The organism is Pseudoalteromonas sp. Angola-4, from assembly GCF_028599265.1.
Taxonomy (GTDB): domain Bacteria; phylum Pseudomonadota; class Gammaproteobacteria; order Enterobacterales; family Alteromonadaceae; genus Pseudoalteromonas; species Pseudoalteromonas atlantica.
Genome location: NZ_JAQREK010000002.1, coordinates 1 through 17191, shown reverse-complemented (window position 1 = coordinate 17191; position 17191 = coordinate 1). Strand labels below are relative to the sequence as shown.

Here is a 17191-nt window from a genome sequence, read left to right as displayed (position 1 = left end):
AAACCGCTGGCTAGAGAATTAAGCTTAAAGATCATCATGATAAATTATGTTGGTCTATCTCTTAACCAGAGTTCAGGTTAAGTTATATTTTTAAAGCCAATGTATATTGGCTTTTTTTAGCCCTGCAATTTTAGGACTTAGTAACCTCGTTTACGCCAAAAATCATTAACAGAGCCTTGCTCTTCAAGTGCAACGTTAAATGTTTTATCGGCAATAATTTTATTATTAAGGGTGAGTGTCATTCGCCAATCACCTAATTTATTTTCAATAGGCTCCCACAGCGTATCACCTAAATAAAACTGCCAGTCGTTCTCTTTAATGTATTCAACGCCTTCAAAGGGCGGCATTATTTCGCCATTACTGTCTGGTATATCGGGGTGATAGATGCAAAAGTGAAGTTTTTCGCCTTTTGCTTTTTTAACATTAATTATTAAACCAAATTCAACATCAAGCTTGGCAATTACATTGGTAGTAAACTGCTCAATTTGTGGCAATGCTTTACTTTTGCTATCCCAAGTAGAATAAATCCCACAACTTTGAATCGACACCTCAGGTTTTGATTTTGCCATTACACCATTCTTTACTTTAGGCTGTTAATGCACTGATTTTATAATACATGCAGCTTAAGTAAAATCACCTGATTAACAAACATACTCAATGTTGATTTATTTTTGCACATTGCTTGCACATTTAAGATCAAAAATAGCGTCAATTAGTACTTAATTGGCAGTGTATGATGAATCACACTCTATGTAATAAAGTTAAACTATTAAAAATTTCGTTATTAAGCGCAGCAATTTCTTCTCTTGTTGCATGTGGCAGTGATGAGCAAAACCTAACAACCGCCACTGATGAAAGTACAAGTTCAAGCAGTGAAAGTACAACAGCAATAAGTGGCACCAGCTCAACCGAGCAAGTGCTATGTGAATACAGTTACAATGAATACAACGACTCAACATCAGTGCAAACCACCAGCTCTGCTGATTGGGCATGCACAGGTACAACACGCGATGTAGTCGCTAATGGCATTCCCGATCATGATGTGGGCACGTTTCCTAACCCCGATAATCCAAACACCATTTCTGAGCAAACAGTGAGTGAGAGCTTTACGTTAACGCCTATACAAAGCGATACCGCAACCTTAATGGGCGGCCCTCGAGGCGTGTTAGGCATAGTACTAAATGGCGTTAAAATTGATGCCGGTACCGGCGGCAGTTGTGATGACTCTGGCGATAATTGCTCGCTTGCCGATAACAGTGGCAACTGGAGTATTGAAGCACTAAGCCAAGATACCTTTAGTTTTGGTACTGACGATAACAACGCACACGTACAGCCCGATGGCACATATCATTATCATGGCATGCCTGAGGGGTTTATCTCCCTTAGAGGCTGCAACAGCTCAACAATGACTCTAATTGCATGGGCGGCTGATGGGTTTCCTATTTATGCGCGCTATGGCTATAGCACCGCGGATGATGCAAGTTCGTCACTTAAAGTGATGACAGGTAGCTACCAACATATTAGTACTGTAAGCGATAACCGCCCTTCTACCGATATTTATCCACTGGGAACTTTTGCACAAGATTGGGAGTATGTAGCTGGCTCTGGCGATTTAGATGAGTGTAACGGGCGCTTTGGTGTGACCCCTGAATTCCCACAAGGCATATACCATTACTATGCAACCGATACTTATCCGTTTTTTCAACGCTGTGTTAAAGGCGAACTATAAATTTACTTATAGGCAGAGTGAGTATGAAGAAAATACATAAAAAAGCACTGGTTGCACTTATTTTAGTGGCCAACATTGTTATAGCACCGGTTGTTTATGCACATTTAATGGTGGCTCAACACGGAACATTAAACGTGATAGATAACCATGCCTTTATTGTGCTCTCGCTGCCTATTTCTGCATTTAATAACCTTGATGATGATTTAAATAAAAAAGTATCTATGGATGAATTTAACGCCCATAAAGAGCAAATCAGCAAAACCATAATGCGAGGGGTTTATTTAAACGATCATCATTATAAGTTTTCTTTAGAGGGCTTATTACTAAACCCTGAAGTGTCGCATACTGATACTAATAACATTGAGTACATAACGATTACGGGCCGATATACAGTGCCCGATATAAGCGCACAGCTAAAATTAAACGTTAGGTTATTTAGTCAAAACTCTGATTTAAATAAGTACCACATTACCGCCACTAACAAACAGCAAAAAATGACTCATCAGTTTGCCTTAACACCGCGTACGCCTTTTAGCACAGTGTTTTAAACTAACAATTAAGTAGCCAAGGGCAGACTTAATATTAAGCTGCCCTTTTTTATTTTTACTGCGCTAATAATTTTGGATTTTTAGGAAAGAAATTCTCTGGTTGTTTTTCGCAAAGCGAAAATTCGCGAGTGTTTTTATAAGGAAGCTTCATAAATCCTGCTACCCCTACATCAGTAATGTTAACTGCATACTGCATTAATTTATTAAGTAACCGTTTAAACTCTACTTCTTTGCTTTCATCGAGTAAGCGATAGTAATGGTGTATTTTCATTCTATCTGGCAGAGCTTCAAATATAATACAGCCAGTATGATGAATTTGGTTTAGCTCAAACACGCATCTAATCACTTTTTTAGGAAGTTGCAGCTGCTCATCTGGGTCTTTACCGTCTTCAAAGTAAGAATGTGGACGTGCAATTTCGTTTGCCTTCATGCTAACAACTTCATAATCAAGCTCAGGGAGGTTATCAAACTTAAACGCCCCGGTGCCATCTCGCTCTAACTGAATGGTTTTACGCGCATCAAATAAGCAACACTTAAATAAACCTTTTTGACTTATCGCTTGAGCAAGCATCACCGTATTATTAATGGCATCGGTAAAGGCTGTTTTTAAACTTTCATCATGCATAATAAGCGATGACTCAACAAACAACGATTCATCTTTCCAATGAAAGCTCAATCCACCCACTACCGGGTATTTAGCTAGGCGGCTAATTGAAGCCAAAAAGGCTTTTTCGGTATCGCCGGTATCAAACAAAAACTCTTTGTAGTAGCGATCTAATTGAGCATCGTTTACATCAAGCAATTGCTGATTATGATCGGCTTGTCGTAAAAACTGTTTGCGCGAGCTATATACTACGGTGTCGGGCTTATCGCCTTTGCCAAACCAATACGGAATAGCAGGACGAGGCTCCGCTTTTTTAAGCTCAGGTAAATACGCCTTAGCCATTTTAGTAATGTTACGCATAAAGTAATCGCCTGCGCCATCGCGTATGGTTTTATTTTTAGACAGCATGCCATCAATTACATTTGCAAGCTCTTTGGGTAAGCCAAGTGAGCTTGCAGGAATGGCTTGCGCGCCAAAACGACACGACTGAGCGGAGGCAAGTGCATATAAGGTAGAAGCCACACCTTGTTCATCAAAGCGTGGCGATGACTGCTCACCCGACATTTGCGCATCACCTATAAAATACACATCGCCCATTCTGGCATTAGTAGTGCTTAAATCTCCCGACATTAAATCCATAAAATTACTGGCTATAGGCTCACCCTTACTATCAACCTGTGCGTAAACAGAGCTTCCCCAATCAACTAAAGACAGCGCATCGCTTTGCTCATCCCATACTAAGTTAGAAGGTTTAATATCGCCGTGGACTATAGGTTGAGGGGTTAAACCATTTTTATGATTACGCAAATCTATTAATACATTACGCAGCCGCACCGCTAATTGCATAATATGGGCGGCACTAAAACGCCCTTTTTTTAGCGATACTTTTTCAAGGTCTTCTCCAATGGCACGGGCCATCATTAAAATACCTTGCTTTTTTATACGCTCAAAAGCATAAAAGGTGGGCACTAGCGGGTTATTAATTTGCGAGAGCATATACGCTTCGTCTTCTAGGCGGTCGCGTACGCTTTGGGCAAGCGTAATACGCGAGAACTTAAACACCCAAGGTAAGGCATTTTCGTCATTGCCAGCAAACACAAAGCCAAACGCACCAGAGCCAATCATCTCTACATTTTTATACCCAAGCGCACTCAGTTGTTTAATACAAATATTAAGCCATTGACGGTGTTTTTTGGCATCTCTATGTGACAGCAAATAAACAGATTGCTCTTCGTTAATATAAAAATTGCGAATTTCTTTGGCTTTCAATACAGGCTCTTTGTTTTATAGGTTAAATAGTGAGTTAGCCACATGATTATTAGTGTTATATAGCCAGATTACAATACTCACCAGTTAGTTTTTACTCATACCTAAAAAGCTAACTAGCTTAGTGCTAAACATGCAGTATTACACCTTGCTAACAAATGTTGCATCCAATCGATTAGCTAAGCCGTATTTAAATTATCTGCTTATTTTAGATAGTAAATACATAGGGATTTTAGCGATGAATAGATTAGCCTTACTTACACTGAGCACGTTATATAGCATTAGCAGCTTCGCTAATATAGAGACCCTTACTGTTTATGGACATAGAGATGGTTTAATTGGCGAGTCTATCAGTGCCTCAAGCGGTATTATTGGTCAAGGAGAAATACAGCAGCGTCCCATGCTCAGAAGCGCCGAAATGTTAGAGCTTATTCCAGGCATGGCGGTTACACAACACAGTGGCTCGGGTAAGGCTAATCAATACTTTATTAGAGGCTTTAATTTAGATCATGGCACCGACTTTGCCACCAGCATTGAGGGCATGCCCATAAATATGCGAAGCCATGGACACGGGCAAGGTTATACCGATCTTAATTTTATTATTCCAGAAGCTATTTCAACTATAAATTACCAAAAAGGATCATACAGCGCTACACAAGGGGACTTTTCAAGTGCTGGTAGTGCGCAATTTAATTTAGCTAATAACTTAAAGCACAAGCAAATAGAGATAAGCATTGGTGAAGATAACTATAAACGTGCAGTAGTGCTTAGTGCAGTTGATGTATCTAATGCCAAGTTAATAGCAGCAGCTGAGTGGCAAGGCTACGATGGCCCATGGGATGATATAAACGAAAACGTAAATAAAAAAAATGCCCTACTTCGTTATGTTGGCAAAGCTTTAAATGGAGATTTATCTATTACAGCAATGGCCTACGACAACACATGGCAATCAGCCGATCAAATTCCACAGCGCGCAGTGTCACAAAATATAACGTCACCCTTAGGGTCGCTTGATACCACCCTTGGGGGGAGTTCGAGTCGCTATAGCCTATCAAGTGTTTGGCAAGGCAAGCATATAAAAACCAGTATTTATGCCATAAATTACGATTTAACACTGTTTTCTAACTTTAGCTATTTTTTAAACGACCCTATAAATGGCGATCAGTTTAACCAACAAGATAGCCGCACTATTTATGGTGGTGAGCTAAGTTATCAATTTGACTCCCTTACTGCTGGTTTAAATATGCAGCACACTGCTGGGCTTGAGGTTCGCCATGACGATATAGACAAGGTAGGACTTTATAACACTAAAGCGCGAGAGAGACTCAATACAATAAGACAAGATGCCATAAAACAAACAAGCTATTCGAGTTATTGGCAAACAAAAATACTTTTCACACCTAAATTAGAGGCAACAGCAGGCGTGCGGTACGACTATTTTGATACCGATGTAAGCAGTATCACACAGGTAAATTCGGGCAAAGCAAACGATGACTTAGTAAGCTTTAAAGGCAGTTTAAATTATAAACTTACTGATTTGTTAGTCGCTTATGCAAACTGGGGGCAGTCGTTTCATTCAAACGATGCCCGCGGCACTACCATTAATATTGACCCTGTTAGCCAACATAATGCCGAAAAAGTAGATTTACTGGTAAAAAGTGAAGGTGCTGAACTCGGCCTGCGTTTTGCCGATGATCAAAACGTTAATTTATCCGCCGCTTTATGGTGGCTTACACTCGACTCAGAGCTTTTATTTGTAGGTGATGCGGGTAATACAGAGCCCAGTGATGCATCAAAACGTTATGGTCTAGAGCTAAGCGCGTATTACTGGATTAATGAACGCTTTAGCCTAGACATGGAAGCCTCGTTTACTCGTTCAAGATTAAATATAAACTCTGACAAGAACTATATAGAAGGCGCAGTACCTGTTGTTGCAAGTGCAGGTTTAAATTGGCATATAAGTCAAATGTGGCAATCATCATTTAGAGTTCGCCACATAGGTAAACGTACGCTTTCTGACTCTGGTGATATTCGATCTGAACCATTAACGGTAGTTAATAGTGCTATTAGCTATAAACAAACTCACTGGAAAGTCGATTTTGAACTACTGAATTTATTTGATAGTACCGATCACGATATAGAATACTACTACGCTTCGCGCTTACCGGGCGAGCCTGCACAAGGTGTAGAAGATAACCACTTTCATCCTATTGAGCCTCGCACAGCCCGCTTATCAATTAGCTTATTGTTTTAACCGAGAAAAACACTGTATATAAAAACAGCATACATATAAAAGCGCACCTTAATACATTTTTTAAGGTGCATTTCGCTGAGATGGCGCTGTTTTAAAACTTTTTAACATAGCGTGGGGATCTACGTTTTTACTATGTTGGCTGCTCGCCTGTGCCCACCACATCAGTTGGCTAAAAGTACGCGAATAATAATTAAACCACGATTTTTCTTCTTCACCCTCTTGCATTGAACCATCGCTATTTAGCACCTCTTGCGCCTTTGGTACATGAACCATTGCAGAGACAGGTAAACACCCAAGTTCAGATAAAAAGGTACGTAAACTAATTGCCGCACGTAATCCTCCCCATTGCCCTGCCGAATAGGTGACAATAGCGCTTGGCTTGTACGAGAACAACGAGCTGCCAAAATGGTTTAGCAAATCAGCTAATGCCGGGCTCATACTATGATTGTACTCTGGGCTTACCATTATATAGCCATCTGCTTGGGTAATTTTATCTGCTAAGGCTGTTAAATGTGCTGGAGCTTGGCTTTTTGCATAGGCAAAATGAGGTTTAAATACATCCTCTGAAGGAAAGTCGAGCGCGTCTATAAGCTCAAACTCGTGCTCGCTGTAGCGCTGGTTTAAACATTTGAGGCATGACTCAGCTACTCGCTCTCCTAATCGTGCTGGCTTAGGGGGTGTGCTATCTCTAACGGTGCCTAAAAAAACTAAAAATTTCATAAAAGCCTCCTTAATTGAGTGTTGTACCCACTATACCTTAAACCTAAAACATATTAAAAATGCAAGACTTTTATTTGTTTGCACAATTTTTAGCACTCTAAACAAAAATTAATAAGGGTGGCACCCATCACTTACGCTTTAATGCTAACGCCTAGCCTACCCTCAATTAAATTGATAACTAACACCAAACCCTGCCCAAAATAAGGAGCGTAAATGTTCATCATCGCTATAGTGTGCAGCATCTTTGTTTATTGCAACGCTGTAACTGGCATAGCCAGATAGCATGACATTATTTAATAGTTGATAAGATAAATTAGCAGCAAGTTTTACGTTATTAAGGCCATTGTGGCCATCGCTTACATAACCACTATTAAAACCCGCCGCAGTTTGCAGCTCCAATCGCATTAAATCACTAAATGCATACTCTTTTGTAATTGCCAGCTCTATAAAAGAACCACTGAGCGATAACGAGTGGTAAATACTCGCCATTGCATGTATATCCCAATCATATGCATAGCTTATATCGAGGCTAAGCTCATTATCATGGGAATTTACTCCTTCCTCGCGTGCTTTTATATGGTTGTAACCTGCATACAAAGTTAGGTGCTCTGCAAGCTCAGTCGAATAAATCGCATTTAAATTTAGCTCATCGTAGTCATTATCAGTGCCTGTTGCTAACCAGGGAATAAACGTAAAGTCATTGTAATTTATTTCGCCCGCAATAGACGCTAAGGCGCTACCAGGCAAGTTATCGCGCCCTTCTGTCACATAATGGCTTTCCCATAAAGGATGAATATGAATATTTAATTTTTCATTTGCGTGGTCAGGGTGTGCAACGCTTTTTATATTCCCGCCTACACCTACCTCAAGCTCTTGTAGCGATTCATTCGCAGCGCTTTTACTCGTACCTAAAGCCAGCGAAATAATGCAGATTAAGTGAGAGATTTTTAAATTAGTTTTCATTAAAAGGTCCAAAACCAAAAAGTTGCGCATAATAGTGCTATTTAACGAAGCTCAGCAATAAAAAGATGCCTTTTTAAACAATTTATTTAAAAAATGGCTCACATCATTAAAAAACTAAGTAACTTGCTCATTTTACAATCTATAAGGTAGGATAAAAATGAGAAACCAACAACGCACATGGCTGATTTATAAATATAACTCGCGCATATTGTTCAATTAACAAGCAGGTAAGCGTTTGGCTCTTTAAATCTATATATAAGTTGGTATCCTACGCGGCTTTTTGATAATCATATTAAAATAATTACCCAGAGTGTAAGGTTAATTAGCCAAGGTGGGGCTCTCGCTGCATGGCACGTAAAGTGGCAGCAATCTAGGTTCAACGTAATAAAACGTTGTTCTAAATTTAAAAGCAAATATTAAGGTAACAGTATGCGATTTGGCCCAGGATTACTTGTAACAGCCGCATTTATTGGCCCCGGAACAATCACAACGGCAAGTGTTGCCGGTGCAAACTTTGGGTTTGCATTAATTTGGACATTACTTTTTTCGGTTATTGCCACTATTTTGTTGCAGTCTATGGCTGCTCGATTAGGAGTAGCAACAGGGCAAGATTTAGCACAAGCGTTACGTGCACACATTAAAACCCCTTATCTTAAAGCGCTTGCTAGTTTTTTAGTAATAAGTGCTATTGGTGTAGGTAGCGCTGCATATGAAGCCGGAAACCTCAGTGGTGCAAGTATGGGGTTGGTTGGTATTTTCCCAGGGGTAAGTGCACAAATATGGACGCCGTTAATTGCCGTATGTAGCGCTATTCTTTTATACAGTGGTAAGCACAAAGTGGTAGAAAATGCATTGATACTGCTGGTGATCCTTATGAGCCTGGTATTTATATCTACCCTAATTATGGCTGCGCCACCAATGGCTAAAGTACTCGCTGGGTTTATACCTACAATGCCAAGTGGTTCAATTACAACGGTATTAGCCCTCATTGGCACAACCATTGTACCGTATAACTTATTTTTGCACTCTGGTGTTTTGGCAGCGCAAGATCATTCTAAAAGTGATAAAGACACTGTTATTAAACAAACTAACTTAGATACAGGTTTATCAATTACGCTCGGTGGGGTAATCACCCTTGCCATTTTATCAACCGCGTCTGTTGCCTTTTATGGCACCGATGCCGGTAAAATTAGTGCAGCAAATATGGCCGTGCAACTTGAGCCATTACTTGGCGAAGCAGCGCATTACTTTTTTGCTATTGGCTTATTTGCCGCAGGATTAACCAGCGCAATAACCGCCCCATTAGCAGGCGCGTATGCGGTATGTGGAATGCTTGGTTGGTCAAGCGAAATGAGTAACACCCGTTTTAAAACAGTCGCCATTACTATTTTAGCTTTTGGTGCATTTGTGGCCTCACTGGGGCTTGACCCTGTTGCAGTAATTATATTTGCACAAGCTGCAAATGGATTACTACTGCCCATCATTACCGCGTACTTGGTGTGGTTAGTGAATCAAAAATCAGTCATGGGAAAATACACCAACTCAACACTTTTAAATGTGGTTATATTACCCGTGCTACTACTCATTTTTTCGTTAAGTTGTTACAAGCTATCTGGGTTAATTTTTTAAAACCAATTAACGTTTAACCATGAGCATGCCCATGGTTAAACATACAACCTGCGCTGCCTTGGCTGCTTTCAACTTGAATGGTGGCGTGTTCAATGTCAAAGTGGTCATGTAAATGGTGCTGTACTTCAATTAAAAAGTCGTTATTTAATGCGTTGTTGTCAGTTACTAAGTGAACAATAAGCGCAGACTCTGTGGTACTTAGTGGCCACACATGTAACCCATGCACACCTGTTACATGCTCAATGCTTAAAAAATACTGCTTTAGTTTTTCTATACTAATATTTTTGGGTACGGCGTCTGTGGCGTAATTAAGCGAGTCTTTAAATAATCCCCATGTGCCAATAAACACAATCACGACAATACTCAAACTTACAACAGGGTCTACCCATTGCCAGTTTTTAAATAAAATAACAATGCCGGCAATTACCACACCTAAAGACACCGCTGCATCGGCCGCCATATGTAAAAAAGCACCTCTAATATTTAAATCGTGCTTTTGCCCTTGCACAAACAACAACGCAGTTAATGTGTTAATTACCACACCTATAAGCGAAACCACTATAACCGTCATGCCTGTAACCGGCTGAGGATTTTCAAAACGTTCTATGGCATGCCAAGCTATGCTAGCAAGGGCAGCCATAAGTAAAACAGAGCTCATTAAAGACGCTAACACCGTTGATTTTTTATAGCCAAAGGTGCGCTTGTCGGTAGCTGCTTTACTTGCCAAAACATTTGCCCCCCACGCAAGTAATAAACTAACCACGTCGCTTAGGTTATGCCCTGCGTCGGCTAAAAGCGCGAGGGAGTTGGCAAAAAAACCGTACCCTGCTTCTATCACGACAAATATAAGATTGAGTAAAACGCCTATAGCAAACGCGCGATTATAGTGACTAATATGATGGCTATGATCGTGACTCATGTTGCTCCTTACATAGTAAATAACTTGATTAACCTGAGCTGTGAAAAATCTATTTTTAGCGCTCGCTGTGTTTAATTTATACAGTTAATGAGGTATGTGTTCGGAAAAGTTTAAGCGTACCTAATAAATAAAACAGCCCATAAATACTGCATACAATTGAGCTTACAATCCAAAATACAATGGAGTTGTAATGAATTAACTGACTGGTTGTTACAAAAGGAGCTATTAATCCTGCTATCCCCCTTAGTATATAAACGCCTGTTATTAATACTAAAGCCGTTTTTAATAAAGGCAGCTTTAAAATAACGCCCGCGCCAGAGAGCGCATACATGCCCCATATAGCCAGTATGGCTGATATAATTAAAGTAACAAAGGTAGGATACGTACTTCCCTGCTCAGCCAACTGCGCCATGTGTTCGCCAGCACCAAAAAAGCGATACCAATCAGGGCCGCCAAAAATACAGGCAATATGTAAAAGTGACGCTATAAAACTTAAAACCCCTGCTATAACCAATAGCTTATTAAACTTCATATACTTATAAACCTAAGTTATTGGCTTAGGTAAGCAACAAAACCAATTAACGCTGCGTAAAAGCTAAAGCCAAGCAAACATATTAGGTAAACGTTTTTAGCTTTATTTGCCTTAAAGCTCATGTAATCTTTAATGTCAGCTTTAAACGTACCAAAGGTGAATACGTTTAAAATTGCACAGCCGGTAGAGTACAAAATAAACCCTAAAATGGTTTCTATCATTAGCCACATAACAATATCTAAAGCAATGCTCATAACACTCATCCATTAAGTAATGTAAAAACAGCGTATCAAATCTATAGTTGATTATCAGCGTATTTATAGTGTTAAGGTGTAACAATAAATTTCGTAAGTCCTATTAATTGTCCCGACTCAGTTATCACTTTTACTTGCCACTTACCTTTAGCATCATGCGGAAAATTTACTTTATGAGTCCATGCTCTGTAGCCTTGTTTTCGCCCGCCATTAATATTGAGCGTAATTCTGTCGACCTCTTTTTTATTGTGTATCCATACATGAAATATTTTTTCGTTTAGACCTCTTGGCGCTTTTACTGCGGTCCATGTGTATAACCCTTCATAATGAAGTGTATATAAATCAAGAGTATCAATGCTACCTAGCGGTTTTTTATGCTCAACATCTACTTTATGTGCCAAGGTAATATCGGTTAAACGCAGGGCTGCTGGCGGTACAAAGCTGCGAAGCTGCCAAACCCCGGCGCTTATTACGCATAAAATTAAAACTAAAATAGGAAAACGCCACCAGCGCGCATCAGGCATTAAGTTTGTTAAGCTAGGTAAAGTAATAAGCACTGAGGTTACAAGCGCAATTGCTAAACTTTGGCTCGTAGTTAGGTTTAATAAAATAGGTAGCGTAACAAGCAAAACCACAAATAATGCAAAGTTATGAAATACTGTAAACAGTGTGCGGTTTTTAGCTAACTTTTTATAGTAAAATGGATCTATTACCGATATAAAGGCACATATAATAATCAGCGATGTAAAGAGTGCTTGTGGGTGATCCCACTGGGTAACCGCTAAAAAAAACGGTAACGCAAAAAATAGGCTTTCTTGTTGCACCATTTGCAGTGCAAAGCGCATTACATTAGGAGATACGGCGACCCCAAAGCGCTCTTGTACTTTATCGCGTAGCCAATTGTCGATGATCAACCAAAACCAGCTCACCAGTAAAACAATGGCAATAACCTGCGAGAACGACTCTTTTCTATCGACCATTACATAGCTTGCAACACCTGAGCAAAACGCCAATACAGCCAATAGCCCTGGTCGCTTTTGCATTGCCACTATAAATTGAGTAATGAGATTTTTTAGTTTGTTCATTTATTTTAGTGTCCGTACATAATGTACTTTATTATTATCAAGTTAGTTAAATCAGTGTAACTAAGCCTAGATGAACAACACATAGATGCCTGCAGGTATTATTTTAGTTGTTGCATTAAAAACCACTCCCTTTTAACCGCTTTTTTAATTAATAAGTGCCTATAACTCGCCGTAAAACTACAGTAATTTTTAAAACTGTAACTTTAAGCGTTAATTAAAATAAGGGTTACAGCCGTGCCTGAATTTTATTAATGCTTAACGTGAATTTACCACAACAAACACATCTAGACGTCTAAACACCTACGAATTATACGCTGCACTATTTTTTTACATGCCTAAATACAGGTTTATGTTCTCTCAGTAACACATTTAATTTATATAAATGAATCAAACTCATGTTTTATGTGAAATTAAACCGTTTTTATTAAAGCACCAACCAACGTATAAATTATCCATCGGCCAGCGCTTATAAGCATTAAGCCTGTTTATTACAAAACCACCCTTTGAGCACGCTAAAGGCTCAGGTTTTAAATATACAATATGGATAGAGTCACCATGAGAAAAAACATTACATTTAATATTAAAAGTCAGCGCCTTGATGAAAACTACCAACCCGCTGAAAACACCCGTATTACCACTAATTTTGCAAACTTAGCACGAGGCGAACACCGCCAACAAAACTTAAGAAAAGCGCTAAATATGATCAACAACCGCTTTAACACTCTTGCTAATTGGGATAACCCAACCGCTGAGCGCTACAGTGTAGAGCTTGAGATTATTTCTGTAGATATTGGTTTAGATGAAAACAGCCAAAGCTTTCCTTCTATAGAAATATTAAAAACGAATATTATTGATACCAAAACAAACAAGCGCATAGAAGGTATTGTTGGTAATAACTTTTCATCGTACGTTCGCGACTACGACTTTAGCGTGTTACTGCAGCAACATAATAAAAATAAACCACAATTTAGTATTCCCGATAATTTTGGTGAGCTGCATGGTAAGTTATTTCAATCGTTTGTAAGCTCAAACACCTATAAGCAACACTTTAAAAAGCCACCGGTTATATGCCTCAGTGTGTCAGATAACAAAACCTATCATCGCACTGCCAACCAGCACCCTATTTTAGGTATTGAATACCAACCAAACGAATCTTCGTTAACAGAGCAATACTTTAAAAAAATGGGCCTACAGGTGCGTTACTTTATGCCTGCAAATAGTACCGCACCTTTTGCCTTGTTTTTCTTTGGTGACTTACTAAACGATTACACCAACCTTGAGCTAATAAGCACCATTAGCACAATGGAAACCTTTCAAAAAATTTATCGCCCAGAAATTTATAACGCCAATGCCAAAGCGGGTAACGCCTTTAAGCCTAATTTAAAAAATGCTGACCACTCACTCACACAAATTATTTACGACAGAGATGAGCGCAGTAAATTAGCCGCAGAACAAGGCAAGTTTGCTGAAGAGCATTTTATAAAACCGTATAAATCAGTGCTTGAGCAATTTACATCAGCAAACGTCTAACCTTATTTTAATAAAGAGTCACTCTTATTATGAAAACATTATTACCTACATCTACAGCAGGCAGTTTACCAAAGCCCTTATGGCTTGCAGAGCCAGAAACCCTTTGGTCGCCGTGGAAGCTTCAAAACAACGAACTTATTGAAGGCAAAAAAGACGCCCTGCGCATTGCACTTCACTCACAACAACTCGCTGGTATTGACATAGTGAGCGATGGCGAGCAAACACGCCAACATTTTGTAACTACATTTATAGAGCACCTAAACGGTGTTGATTTTGAAAAACGAAAAACCGTAAAAATACGCGACCGTTACGATGCGAGTGTTCCAAGCGTAGTGGGCCCTGTTAGCCGCCAAAAACCTGTATTTGTAGAAGACGCTAAGTTTTTGCGCTCGCAAACTAACCAACCTATAAAGTGGGCACTACCCGGCCCAATGACCATGATAGATACACTTTATGACGACCACTACAAAAGCCGCGAAAAACTAGCCTGGGAATTTGCCAAAATACTCAACCAAGAGGCCAAAGAACTAGAAGACGCAGGCGTAGATATTATCCAATTTGATGAGCCCGCGTTTAATGTATTTTTTGATGAAGTAAACGATTGGGGCATTGCCTGTTTAGAGCGCGCAATTGAAGGGTTAAAATGCGAAACTGCTGTGCATATTTGTTATGGCTACGGCATTAAAGCTAACACCGATTGGAAAAAAACACTTGGCAATGAATGGCGCCAGTACGAAGAAGCTTTTCCTAAATTACAGCAATCAAATATTGATATTATCTCACTTGAGTGTCACAACTCACACGTACCTATGGACTTACTTGAACTGATCAGAGGTAAAAAAGTAATGGTAGGCGCTATTGATGTTGCCTCCAATGAAATAGAAACACCTGAAGAAGTAGCCGCTACTTTACGCAAAGTCCTACAGTTTGTAGATGCCGACAAACTCTACCCCTGTACCAACTGCGGCATGGCCCCGCTTTCGCGCGAAGTTGCGAACGCTAAGCTTAATGCATTGAGTAAAGGCGCGGAAATAGTAAGAAAAGAGCTATTAACGCAGTAAAGCTTGCTTTAAAAACTAGCTATGTAATTAATAAAACCTGCGCACTTTTTTTAAGATTAAGTGCGCTAATACGAATAGCTACTAATACGAATAGCTACTAAGTGGCTTGCAAGCTCAAGCGTATGTTTAGCAAAGTTGATTCAGGGTGCTAATTAGCTTTACTAAATTAAATTAAAATTTGTATGTAAAATATTATCATTGCAACAGTAATAAACGTAAGAACTCCAATAACCACAGTCCGCTCAGGAATAGAATGAACTATCAGTGATGGCATTTTTTTTAAAACAGGAAAAGTTGGAAAAAAGAAAACTGAATGCTTTTCAAAATTTTTATATTTATCCCACACCTTTGAGAAAAACAGCTTGATACCTGAGAGATACATCAATACAAAGGTTGAAGCCCCAAGCACTTCTACCATGGCAATAAGTTCAATACTTACCACTATTTCTGGCCCAGCTAACAGCATGACTAAGATTAACGCCAAAGCGTGCCAAACCCCCTTTGACATCGCTATTTTTATCCTATCAAACACCAAATTTTCCTTGTAAAGCTAACGAGCAGTGACGTAGCTGCATAATTGCGAAGAGCCGCTGCGTTACTGTCCCAGTGAACGTGTTTAGCGTTTTGTTATATGCCGTTTTTTCTACGTCCATCTTCATAAAGAACAAAACAGTCTGCACTAATTTTACGAGACTGTTTTTGTACTTCGCACTCTAGTAAAGCTCTTTTGTTGGCGAGTTCTTGATTCGGATATCCATACCCATAGCCACTTACCCATGCGCCGTCTATTTCCACGGCAACTGCATAAGCTTTCTGATTCCTATAATTTAGATATCTTTTTATATCACTATCCATTTCCGTTTTTGTAGCTTCTGGAATTGATTTTGTAGCGCAAGAACAAAGAACAACTATTGATAATGGTATTAGAAAAAGCTTCATTGTTTAAAACTCCTTTTTAGGCATATGATGAGCCTGTAGATTAACTCGTTATTAAATTTGTTTTTATTGATTAACAAACCATAGCTGAGTTCCTATTTTGGTTCAATTGATTACTGTGTTTTTACGCAGAAGATTGAAGTGTTTGATATTGTTTTAATTGGCGTTTTGAAGGGATTACGAGTGTTTGAGTGGCTTTTATTTAGGGTAAAAGGGGGTAATCTCCCCAAAAAATAATAGATGATATTAAATCTGACACCCACTAATTATTAAATCTGACACCCACTACAAATCAGCTAACTGAACTATGTTACTAAACATTCTCCTCGGGTGCCGAATTAATTTTTTATTACTTGGTCACTTTTATTTCATCCAATAAATAAGTCAGTGGCATTCTCAAACCTGAATTACACGCATGAAAGTAACTGCAAGATTGCAGTTTTAATTTTTACTGAGTAATTTTTAATTTATGCGAGTAGCTTTTCGCAATTGCTAATATTTGAACGCCGTTTGCGCTTTAAATTTTCACAGTAACTTGCTTGTGAAGTGGGCCTCCCTACTGCACCATGAAATACGCGCGTAAATTGTGTGGTAAGTTTTAACCAGTTTTCTGGCGATATATTAAGCCTTTCTAACAAAGGAATGGTCATATTATTTATATGCCCAAGCTTATCCTCTCGCATTATTCGCCCTGTTAGCTCAACGAGTTCAAGGTACGATTTAAGCTCAAACGGCAGCCCTTTAGGCATAATCTGACGTGGCATACCTGCAAAACGTAGTAACTGCTTAGGTTGTTTACCTTCTGCCGCGCATGTTAAGCGATTTTGTACACTGGTATGGTCTGATCCTTCTGGTTTGTTAGCCATTTTAGCTCTAATGGGATTTAAATCGACATAGGCCATATGAATCGCCCCGTGTTTGCCAGAGACTCAATAACTTGAGAAACTGGAACTATGAAAAAATCAAATCGCTATACATCAGAATTTCGTGAACGTGCAATTAGGCTTGTTACCACACAACAGCATGAATACCCCTCTCTTTGGGCTGCGCTAGTATCGATTTCAGATAAACTGGGATGTACCCCAGAAACACTTAGAGCATGGGTCAAGAAATCTCAAGCTCAACCGTCTAAACCCTCTTCTAATACGCAATCAACTGAAG

Annotated in this window: 17 protein-coding genes and 1 pseudogene; 7 read left to right on the top strand and 11 right to left on the bottom strand. The window is 39.3% G+C overall.

The features are described 5' to 3' along the window. Positions 1-137: 137 nt before the first annotated feature. Entirely contained in the window at positions 138-569 is a 432-nt protein-coding gene (locus PSH48_RS02505) for a DUF3859 domain-containing protein (protein ID WP_273610829.1), read from the bottom strand. A 167-nt stretch (positions 570-736) separates the two neighbouring features. On the opposite strand from PSH48_RS02505, the gene PSH48_RS02500 reads away from it, so the two are divergent. Further along, positions 737-1729, top strand: a complete 993-nt coding sequence (locus PSH48_RS02500; RefSeq protein WP_273610987.1) for a YHYH protein — start codon at positions 737-739, stop codon at positions 1727-1729. Between the two features lie 23 nt (positions 1730-1752). Continuing rightward, the gene (locus PSH48_RS02495; protein ID WP_273610828.1) at positions 1753-2277 is read left to right on the top strand and encodes a hypothetical protein; all 525 of its coding nucleotides are present in this window, start codon (positions 1753-1755) and stop codon (positions 2275-2277) included. 55 nt (positions 2278-2332) lie between these two features. On the opposite strand, the gene PSH48_RS02490 is transcribed toward PSH48_RS02495, so the two are convergent. After that, a complete protein-coding gene (locus tag PSH48_RS02490) occupies positions 2333-4150 on the bottom strand; it encodes a protein kinase domain-containing protein (protein WP_273610827.1) in 1818 nt (605 codons plus the stop codon). Positions 4151-4385: 235 nt separating this feature from the next. Here PSH48_RS02490 and PSH48_RS02485 point away from each other — a divergent pair, with 235 nt between their 5' ends. Next, positions 4386-6401: a TonB-dependent receptor gene (locus PSH48_RS02485; protein ID WP_273610826.1), complete on the top strand. Its 2016-nt coding sequence runs from the start codon at positions 4386-4388 to the stop codon at positions 6399-6401. A gap of 60 nt (positions 6402-6461) precedes the next feature. Here the strand turns inward: PSH48_RS02485 and PSH48_RS02480 are convergent, their stop codons facing one another. Next, complete coding sequence (locus PSH48_RS02480) at positions 6462-7121, bottom strand: NADPH-dependent FMN reductase (RefSeq protein ID WP_054982492.1); 660 nt, start codon at positions 7119-7121, stop codon at positions 6462-6464. Between the two features lie 162 nt (positions 7122-7283). Then, positions 7284-8084: a hypothetical protein gene (locus tag PSH48_RS02475; RefSeq protein ID WP_273610825.1), complete on the bottom strand. Its 801-nt coding sequence runs from the start codon at positions 8082-8084 to the stop codon at positions 7284-7286. 429 nt (positions 8085-8513) lie between these two features. On the opposite strand from PSH48_RS02475, the gene PSH48_RS02470 reads away from it, so the two are divergent. Further along, positions 8514-9713, top strand: a complete 1200-nt coding sequence (locus PSH48_RS02470; protein WP_024032231.1) for an Nramp family divalent metal transporter — start codon at positions 8514-8516, stop codon at positions 9711-9713. Positions 9714-9726: 13 nt separating this feature from the next. Here PSH48_RS02470 and PSH48_RS02465 read toward each other — a convergent pair whose 3' ends face one another. From PSH48_RS02465 to PSH48_RS02450, 4 genes are all read right to left on the bottom strand, one after another. Further along, positions 9727-10632 (bottom strand): cation diffusion facilitator family transporter, encoded by a 906-nt coding sequence (locus PSH48_RS02465; protein ID WP_029772275.1) that lies wholly within the window; start codon positions 10630-10632, stop codon positions 9727-9729. A gap of 76 nt (positions 10633-10708) precedes the next feature. Beyond that, positions 10709-11164 carry a hypothetical protein gene (locus tag PSH48_RS02460; RefSeq protein ID WP_273610824.1) on the bottom strand — a complete coding sequence of 152 codons (456 nt, stop codon included), beginning with the start codon at positions 11162-11164 and terminating at the stop codon, positions 10709-10711. A gap of 17 nt (positions 11165-11181) precedes the next feature. Continuing rightward, complete coding sequence (locus tag PSH48_RS02455) at positions 11182-11418, bottom strand: hypothetical protein (protein ID WP_273610823.1); 237 nt, start codon at positions 11416-11418, stop codon at positions 11182-11184. Positions 11419-11489: 71 nt separating this feature from the next. Continuing rightward, positions 11490-12503: a DUF5924 family protein gene (locus tag PSH48_RS02450; RefSeq protein WP_273608299.1), complete on the bottom strand. Its 1014-nt coding sequence runs from the start codon at positions 12501-12503 to the stop codon at positions 11490-11492. 555 nt (positions 12504-13058) lie between these two features. Here PSH48_RS02450 and PSH48_RS02445 point away from each other — a divergent pair. Both PSH48_RS02445 and PSH48_RS02440 read left to right on the top strand, forming a co-directional pair. Then, on the top strand, positions 13059-14033 hold the full coding sequence (locus tag PSH48_RS02445; RefSeq protein ID WP_273608300.1) for a DUF1852 domain-containing protein: 975 nt from the start codon (positions 13059-13061) through the stop codon (positions 14031-14033). A gap of 29 nt (positions 14034-14062) precedes the next feature. Next, positions 14063-15094: a methionine synthase gene (locus tag PSH48_RS02440; RefSeq protein ID WP_273608301.1), complete on the top strand. Its 1032-nt coding sequence runs from the start codon at positions 14063-14065 to the stop codon at positions 15092-15094. Between the two features lie 166 nt (positions 15095-15260). On the opposite strand, the gene PSH48_RS02435 is transcribed toward PSH48_RS02440, so the two are convergent. The 3 genes and pseudogenes from PSH48_RS02435 to PSH48_RS02425 form a co-directional block, all read right to left on the bottom strand. After that, a complete protein-coding gene (locus tag PSH48_RS02435; RefSeq protein ID WP_273608302.1) occupies positions 15261-15626 on the bottom strand; it encodes a hypothetical protein in 366 nt (121 codons plus the stop codon). A 95-nt stretch (positions 15627-15721) separates the two neighbouring features. Beyond that, positions 15722-16033 carry a hypothetical protein gene (locus tag PSH48_RS02430; RefSeq protein ID WP_273608303.1) on the bottom strand — a complete coding sequence of 104 codons (312 nt, stop codon included), beginning with the start codon at positions 16031-16033 and terminating at the stop codon, positions 15722-15724. Positions 16034-16497: 464 nt separating this feature from the next. After that, positions 16498-16932: pseudogene (locus tag PSH48_RS02425) on the bottom strand (transposase); the annotation flags it as partial. Positions 16933-16983: 51 nt separating this feature from the next. On the opposite strand from PSH48_RS02425, the gene PSH48_RS02420 reads away from it, so the two are divergent. Next, positions 16984-17191, top strand: a 208-nt coding sequence (locus PSH48_RS02420) for a transposase (RefSeq protein WP_273610822.1), incomplete at its 3' end; no start/stop codon positions are given.

Coding starts and splice junctions, on each gene's coding strand:
- PSH48_RS02440 (WP_273608301.1), top strand. CDS start 14,063: ATGAAAACATTATTACCTACATCTACAGCAGGCAGTTTACCAAAGCCC.
- PSH48_RS02465 (WP_029772275.1), bottom strand. CDS start 10,632: ATGAGTCACGATCATAGCCATCATATTAGTCACTATAATCGCGCGTTT.
- PSH48_RS02470 (WP_024032231.1), top strand. CDS start 8,514: ATGCGATTTGGCCCAGGATTACTTGTAACAGCCGCATTTATTGGCCCC.
- PSH48_RS02505 (WP_273610829.1), bottom strand. CDS start 569: ATGGCAAAATCAAAACCTGAGGTGTCGATTCAAAGTTGTGGGATTTAT.
- PSH48_RS02460 (WP_273610824.1), bottom strand. CDS start 11,164: ATGAAGTTTAATAAGCTATTGGTTATAGCAGGGGTTTTAAGTTTTATA.
- PSH48_RS02485 (WP_273610826.1), top strand. CDS start 4,386: ATGAATAGATTAGCCTTACTTACACTGAGCACGTTATATAGCATTAGC.
- PSH48_RS02480 (WP_054982492.1), bottom strand. CDS start 7,121: ATGAAATTTTTAGTTTTTTTAGGCACCGTTAGAGATAGCACACCCCCT.
- PSH48_RS02475 (WP_273610825.1), bottom strand. CDS start 8,084: ATGAAAACTAATTTAAAAATCTCTCACTTAATCTGCATTATTTCGCTG.
- PSH48_RS02455 (WP_273610823.1), bottom strand. CDS start 11,418: ATGAGCATTGCTTTAGATATTGTTATGTGGCTAATGATAGAAACCATT.
- PSH48_RS02430 (WP_273608303.1), bottom strand. CDS start 16,033: ATGAAGCTTTTTCTAATACCATTATCAATAGTTGTTCTTTGTTCTTGC.
- PSH48_RS02450 (WP_273608299.1), bottom strand. CDS start 12,503: ATGAACAAACTAAAAAATCTCATTACTCAATTTATAGTGGCAATGCAA.
- PSH48_RS02495 (WP_273610828.1), top strand. CDS start 1,753: ATGAAGAAAATACATAAAAAAGCACTGGTTGCACTTATTTTAGTGGCC.
- PSH48_RS02445 (WP_273608300.1), top strand. CDS start 13,059: ATGAGAAAAAACATTACATTTAATATTAAAAGTCAGCGCCTTGATGAA.
- PSH48_RS02500 (WP_273610987.1), top strand. CDS start 737: ATGAATCACACTCTATGTAATAAAGTTAAACTATTAAAAATTTCGTTA.